General features: G+C 45.9%; 5 protein-coding genes. 3 read left to right on the forward strand and 2 right to left on the reverse strand.

Annotation, left to right across the window (positions count from 1 at the left end):
• The first annotated feature begins 198 nt into the window (after positions 1-198).
• From JNK13_09595 to JNK13_09605, 3 genes are all read left to right on the forward strand, one after another.
• Entirely contained in the window at positions 199-2157 is a 1959-nt protein-coding gene (locus JNK13_09595) for a DsbA family protein (protein ID MBL7662990.1), read from the forward strand.
• A gap of 230 nt (positions 2158-2387) precedes the next feature.
• On the forward strand, positions 2388-3365 hold the full coding sequence (locus tag JNK13_09600) for a transposase (protein ID MBL7662991.1): 978 nt from the start codon (positions 2388-2390) through the stop codon (positions 3363-3365).
• Between the two features lie 282 nt (positions 3366-3647).
• Complete coding sequence (locus tag JNK13_09605) at positions 3648-3830, forward strand: hypothetical protein (protein ID MBL7662992.1); 183 nt, start codon at positions 3648-3650, stop codon at positions 3828-3830.
• A 276-nt stretch (positions 3831-4106) separates the two neighbouring features.
• Here the strand turns inward: JNK13_09605 and JNK13_09610 are convergent, their stop codons facing one another.
• Together JNK13_09610 and JNK13_09615 are read right to left on the reverse strand one after the other, a co-directional pair.
• The gene (locus tag JNK13_09610; protein ID MBL7662993.1) at positions 4107-5804 is read right to left on the reverse strand and encodes a hypothetical protein; all 1698 of its coding nucleotides are present in this window, start codon (positions 5802-5804) and stop codon (positions 4107-4109) included.
• A 48-nt stretch (positions 5805-5852) separates the two neighbouring features.
• Positions 5853-7448 (reverse strand): PKD domain-containing protein (locus JNK13_09615; protein ID MBL7662994.1); only part of this gene is annotated, 1596 nt, incomplete at its 5' end.

A 7448-nucleotide genomic window follows, 5' to 3' on the forward strand; every position in this document is an offset into this window, starting at 1 on the left:
ATTCGCGCAGTCCAGGTTTTGAATACTTTCACCCTTCTCTTTCGTTCCAAGCATTCTAAATTTCTAACGCTCTTAAAACATTCGCTAATTTTCATCGAGGCACACATGTATTCTTTTTTGCACTATCATTTTACGTACAATCATCATAATAAAATAGCTTTAAAGCAGTATCAAAGTAGTATCAATGCGGCGTCCCATATGAACTTCTCCATAAATTTTTCTTTTCATAAAAGATTCACACTAGAAATTTCAATTCTTTGCCTTGCGTTATGCCTCTTTGCAGCTAGCCCGTGCCTGGCGCAAAGCCTGCCGCAGCAGCCGATCAAACAAATTGAAGACCCGATTGACCCGAAAGAAAAGAAATGTGACGGCTCATGGAACCCAAATACGGGCTGGGTGCCAAGCTGCATCGTTAACGGTCGCGGCGCCACTTGCACAAAAGTTTCAGATTGCTCTAAGAAAGAAAAAGGTTGCGAACAGGCTAGTTGCGTAGCTGGAGGGAGTGGCTCAGCTTGTTTTGAGAATAAGGATTGCCAGACCTGGGCTTGCGCTGGCCCTGAGGGGCAACAAGCTTGCACAGCTGGCGCGGATGGAACAGTCTGTAGGCCCGGCGAAGACTGCAACCGGGGGCTACGCTGCTCGATTTACTCTTCATATCCGAATTGCGTTTTGGGCGGCTATGGAGAAGATTGTGCGATATCCGCAAATTGCTCGTCAAGGGTGTGTCGTGAGGATCCTAGCACTCAAGTCAGATCATGTGTTTACGATAATGAAAGTAGTAGTGAGCAACCCTGTCAATCTCATGCGGATTGTCGAACTAACGAACTAAGATGCGTGCAAGCAAATTTATGTTTTCCATCAGAAGATGGTGAAGGCATACCGTGTTCAGCTCTCGGCGAAGACCCTGCGTGCGGGAAAAGGTATTGTTCAAAGTCTGGTGGCAATTACTTCTGCACGGCTTCGCCTGAGGCAACGACGCGAATTGAATGCACAAAGAACGAAGATTGCAAATCGCTTGAAGAGGGCAAAAAATGCACTTGGATTCCTCCGACAGATCGAGCCGCAGGTTATTTTACATGTGAAAAAAATGGCAACGGCGAGGAATGCAATAATGCAGCTGATTGTGGTGACCCCAAGGAAAAGCGCTGTCAGTTTGTGCCGAGTAGAAGTGGTGGTTCCGTGCAGTGTATTCCTGGCGGGGAGATCAGTAATCCAAAATGCACTTCGAGTTGTCCGCAAAAAGTCTGTAGCAATGAGGGGACCTGCGTAAAGAATCAAGGCCAGGGTGGCGCTCCCTGCGCTGACAATAATAGCTGCTTTCACTATGGTTGCGAGGCAAATCCAACTGGCGGAGGACAAATCTGCATTAAAATTAATTCTCCAGGCTTAAATGCGTGCTGGGATGCTAAAGGCAATCCGCTTTGCGATGTGAGCGCGATCGGGGTCGGCAACGAAGAAGCTATGCAACTGCTGGCGCTTAATTCTCGACCAGTTAGCAATGAAGAAGTTGGCATCAAGTCTTTAAACATTCATGATATAAATCCGCTAAAAAAGATCTCGGCAAATGTCTTAAGCAGTTTCGTTAGCTCTCTCTATGGCCATGGCGTAACTGGGCCAGACAGCGCAAGTGATCTGGTGATTAGCTTTAACGATGCAAATTGTGGAATGTCGGGGAAACTTTCGCGTGAAGCGTTGCCGGAGCTTTATGAATTAGCTGAGGCGGGGAAAATCAAAGTAATTTTTGTACCTTATCCTTTAATTCCCAAGGCAGCAGAAATCAAAATCTCCGAAGCTTTCTACTGTGCGGCAGAACAAGGCAAACTTGTAACTTACATTTCAGCTCATTATGGCCAGAAAAAGGAAATTGTCCCTGACGATTTAAGCTTGATTGGGAAGCTTGCTGGGCTTAATTCTGCAAACTTCAGCATGTGTCTAGCTAGTGGTCGCTATGCTGCTCGAATTCAGCAAAATATCAAATTCGGTGTCAAATTCGGAGTTAGAGGGACTCCCAGTAATTTTCTTCTAAGAAATGGCCGTGTTTATGATCTTTCCGGGGCCCGCCCAGCCAGCCACTTTCAATCGGTACTGGAGATAAATAAAACCCCTGAAAGCAGTGTGTCTATTGAACGCGCCTCCGAAAAAAGCCAGCAGTATTAACCGCCTACTTCGCCTACTTTGGTATGGGGTTAGCCCCTCCTCTGGTATCGGGTTACTTTTTCCATTCTGGCCTAAGCTTCCGGAGCCGAACCTTGCCCTTCCGCTATAGCCCCCCCCAGCCGACCCTCTGGTCTGGTATGGGGTTAGTATATTTTTCACATAACGCAACAGCAGGGTGAATCTGGCCGAAAATATTAGGTAACAATTTATCTAGAGCAGGAGGGCCAGATATGCCAAAAAATCCAAAATGTTTCTTTAATAACACAGTAGTAGAATTCTGCAGCAGCATTCAAGAGGGGCTACCCTTATCAGTAGCTCCATATTTGGCTGTAATCATTGAAGGAATTTTAGCAGCTGCAGCTACCCAATGTCCTGTTACAATTTGCCACTATCTATTTATGGGAAATCATTTTCACATGATAGTTGTTGTGCAAAACCCCGCTGATATTCCAAGATTCATGCGCTATGTTAAGTGCGAACTTGGTCACGCGATCAATAGACTCTTAGGACGCAATCAACGAAGCGTTTGGGTTTCTGGATATGATTCCGTAATCGTCCTTGACCCAGTAAAGGCCATAGAAAGAATTGCTTATTTATATCTAAACCCAGTCAGTGCAGACCTTGTCGACAAAACTTCAGAATACCCTGGGGTTTCAAGTTACCAAGCGTTACTCAGTGGAGGTTTGACAAAAACTTGCAAGAAAGTATCCAGAGATGACATCCCTAAAATACCTGCCGCACAATTGAGCTTAGAAGCACAACAAGAACTTGCCAACTCTCTTTTAGAGAACAAAGGACAAGACTACACTTTAACTGTCTGCCCGTGGGCATTTCTCTCCTGCTTTAATCAAGCTCAAAGCTCAGAGATTAAGCATTATAAGCAGGAACTGCTAAAAATAATCAAAGACCGTGAACATGGGTTAAGAATCAAACGTAAGGGGCCTGTGTTTGGCGCTCATGCCTTAAAGTTAAACCATCCAAAACACGCATACAATTCTAAGCGTTCCGGTTTAAAAATGATTTGTATGTCCTGTGATGTCGAACTTAGGAAAACTTTTATTTCTTGGTTCAAGGGACAAGCCGACCTAGCCAGAAGTGCCTTTAGCGCCTGGAAGTCTGGGAACTTTCAGTTGAAGCCACCGCCAGGATTTTTCGCACCTGGAGGTTCTCTACTTGCTAGTGCCTTATTGCCTCTGGCCTTAGCTTAGTTTAGTTACTTTTTTAGACTCTATTCATAGAAGCATTGCGCTTCATCACTAGAGCTTTATTTGAATTTTGATATTTTCTCAGACTTCTGTCCTCAGTAGGTTTTTTTCCCTCAGAATTATTGGATGAGTGCCCTTTTTTCCACTGTCGCCCATCGAATGCTTGATTTCTTTGCGCAGACTATCACTAGTCAGCTTCTGTCAGCTTCTGTTACCCCGTTCCAGGCTAGGGGAGCCCCGCTCCAGAGGGAAAATTCTAAGCGTTCCGGTTTAAAAATGATTTGTATGTCTTGTGACGTCGAACTTAGGAAAACTTTTATTTCATGGTTCAAAGAACAAGTGAACTTAGCTAGAAATGCCTTTAGCGCCTGGAAGTCTGGGAACTTTCAGTTGAAGCCACCGCCAGGATTTTTCGCACCTGGAGGTTCTCTACTTGCTAGTGCCTTATTGCCTCTGGCCTTAGCTTAGTTTGCTACTTTTTTAGACTCTATTCATAGAAGCATTGCGCTTCATCACTAGAGCTTTATTTGAATTTTGGTATTTTCTCAGACTTCTGTCCTCAGTAGGGCTTTTTTCCCTCAGAATTATTGGATGAGTGCCCTTTTTTCCACTGTCGCCCATCGAATGCTTGATTTCTTTGCGCAGACTATCTCTAGTCAGCTTCTGTTCAGCTTCTGTTACCCCGTTCCAGGCTAGGGGAGCCCCGCTCCAGAGGGAACTCCAGAGGGAAAGTTACCCAGCGTTCTAGGGGGAAATTTCTTGAGCTGCTTTCACTGACCACTCACCAGCCTCAAGCTTCACACCCTCAATCAACTCCTTGCCAGAAAAAATAAGGCTCCTACCATTTGCATCCGTCAACGAATACTTAACGCCCGCATCCACTACATACCACTCCGGAAATTCATTCAAACGCACAAACCTTTTCGGAAGCTTGAAAAACTCACGGTGCCGCACAAAATCAAAGCGCACCTCGGCAATCCAACGATCCTGACCAGCCGGCACTTGAATATAAAACTTAAACTCACCATCCGTCTCAACCGCCCCAACCCCAGCCCCCGGCTGCCAATTCTTTAAAAATAACCCGCGACTCTTTAGCCCAGCATAAAGCAACGAAGTGCGAATAAAATTCCCCTCTAAATACGACTGATCACTATGCCCATCCTCACGCTGCGCCTGCCAAATGTTCTTAATTTCAGCATCAATCCAGGCAAACACCTTCTCCTGCGGCTCACGATTCACTAAATAAATCGCACTCTCCACCGAATCAGCCACGCCATCATAATGCCCCCACTCCCACTTATAATTACGATAATTAACAACTGACTTTAACGCCCTAAGCACCGCATCGCGGTATTTCTCTTCGCCAGTAATTAAATAATAATTATAAACCGCTCCATAAACATAACCCCAGTTGTCCACAATGCCTTGATCCTTAGGCTTCAAAGTTTGCGGGTCAATCACATTATAAAGCATTCCATCTTTAACCGCTGAAACTAATAAATTGTCGAACATCCTACGAATCGCCGGATCATACTCTGCAACCTTAGGAGACTTTTCTAACCACTCCATAATGTAAACCAGCATCAACCCAACCACAGCCTCATTTCCATGGTCACGCAAACGTGCTTCATTTTTTACCGCCAAATGTTTTTCAAAATCCCAAAAATGCGCCGGCAAATAGTTATTCGCCGGAAAAACCTCAAACAAATACGCCTCCGCTAAGCGCTGCCCCCACTCACGAAAACGCTTGTCTCCACTCAGCCAATAAAGTCGCGGTAAAACCTGCAACAAATCTCCATTCAGCTCAGAATCTCCCGAAGGTAAAAGCCCAAATTTACTTTTAACTTTCCCAGCCAACATCGTATCGGCAACCATTTTCTCCATACGCTGATACCATGGCGTGTCGCGCTTTACTTCAGTGATAGAAATCAACCCATCCTTGGCATACTCAGCAGCCCCAAATAAACTCGGCTCTTCAGCTTTTTGCGTCTTAATATAAAACGTGCCGGGTATGGATTTACCCTGCGACATAAATTTCTGCTCAGACTTAAGCATCTCCAGCACCTTTCCTCGATAAGTCGGCTGATCAAAAAAATACGCCGCCAAAACGAGATAGCAATAACAATCAGCTAAAAAATTATGCGGACTTACACGGTCAAAATTCCACTGACGATACTTCGCCGGCGGATTGTCCATAAAAAAATCCGCAACCATCAAAGACTTCGGGTCAGCAGATTTTAAAACTGCCTGCAACGTGCGATAGATTCGCTCAGACGCCTCAGCATTTTGCGCAGCATTAAGCACAAGTTTTTCGTGCGCCAAGATATTCCCAGTGATTTGCCCTTCTCCAACTTGCGTTGGAGAAATTTGCCCAGAGTCCGCAAGGGCCTGAGCAGTAAATATGATTACTAATAGATAAATACCCGCTACGATTTTAAACATTTGAGGATGCTCTACCGGCTTTTGATCCTAAAGCGCACGTTAACAATTCTAGCGCACCTTACTAGTCGAAGCAGAATTCACCGAAGCTGTGCCAAACTGATTCGTAGCAGTAACACGACAACGGATGCGCTTCTTCCTGTCAGCCTTACGCACGGTATAAGTTGCCGCAGTACGGCCAGATAGATTCTTGACCGAACTTCCTGACACGGTTTGCCACTGATAGGAAAAGATTGTGGGCCGCGTTCCAGTCCAGACACCGACACGACAAAATAAAGTCCTTCCAATTCTAGCACTGCCCACTACCTCAGGAATGACGCTAACAATTGGAGCTGATAAAATATCTACAAAAATAGATTGCGTCTTTTGCGTAACGTTCCCTAGATTGTCAGTAGTCGTCAACGTCACAGTATATGTCCCAGCAACAGTATACGTGTGAGTTACGGGCGACCCCGACCCAGTGTTGCCATCACCAAAGTCCCACTGCGGATCGCCCCCTACGACGCCACTTAAATAGTCTGTCGACGCAGCAGAAAAAGTTGTAGGAATTGTTACAATTGTTGATTCAGGGATAGTAACCGATGAAAATAAAGGCCCCTGATCGTCATAATCTGTGGATTGGACAATTTGGTTTGCTCCGTCACTGCGATCCCAAACCGCAGTAAAGCTCCCAAAAGAATTAGCTCCAAGCTTAGGATTAAAGGCGTCTTGCCCAGCCGCAGACAAATCAACCGCAGCACTCCAAATCCCAGCACCAAAATCAAAGCGCGAAGCTTGGGCAATCCAGTTCGCACCATCACTCCTAGTCCAAAGCGCAATCGCATCTCCAGCTTTGTCGACATGAACAGTCACAGTTTCAGTGTCAGCACCGACAGCAGATAAATTAACTGCGGTTGCAAAGCTTGCATTGGCAGCAGTACGAGTGCGCACCACAGCTAAAATATCGGCAGCAATTTCTTGACGGTAAACAATCGCCATCCGGCCAGTTTTGTTGACGGACACAATTGGATAGGCTGCATTATTGTGCGTTGTCGGGCTACTTAGATTTTGTCGACTGCTCCATGCGCTGTCACTGACCTTGTACGTGCTAACAAAGATATCAAATACTGAGAGATCTCCATTGGTCCAAGCCAGCGTGGCATTACCTTCATCATCAATGCCCATGCTAAAGTTATAAAATCCAGAAATCGTCAGCGTATCAATCGCCACCGGAGTAGACCAACTACCATCCCCATAAACAGAGGCAAAAAGCTTAATAGCTGTGCCATCAACTTGCGCCCAGGCCGCAGCGACTTTTCCGCTTGGACTCACAGCGATTTCCGGGAAACTTGCTGAGACTCCTACCCCTGAGATCTGCACCCCCGGAGTCCAGGTTTCAGTCTCAGCGATATACTTAGCAAAATAGACCGAAGATAAAGTATCTGTTTCAACCCACACAGCATAAGCTGTGCCGGAACTATTTGCGGCGACTTTCGGTATTGATGCATCCCGAGTTGTGTTGGAAATCGTAACCGGTGTCGACCAGGAATTACTCGACTTTAGTCGACGGGCTGCTCGTATCGCATCATTTGTATCCAGACCACGCCAGAGCGCAATAGCATTTCCTGAGCTATCTACTGTGAGCGCGGGGGTGGCAGAAATTTCCCC

The organism is bacterium, from assembly GCA_016786595.1.
Taxonomy (GTDB): Bacteria; Bdellovibrionota_C; UBA2361; order SZUA-149; family JAEUWB01; genus JAEUWB01.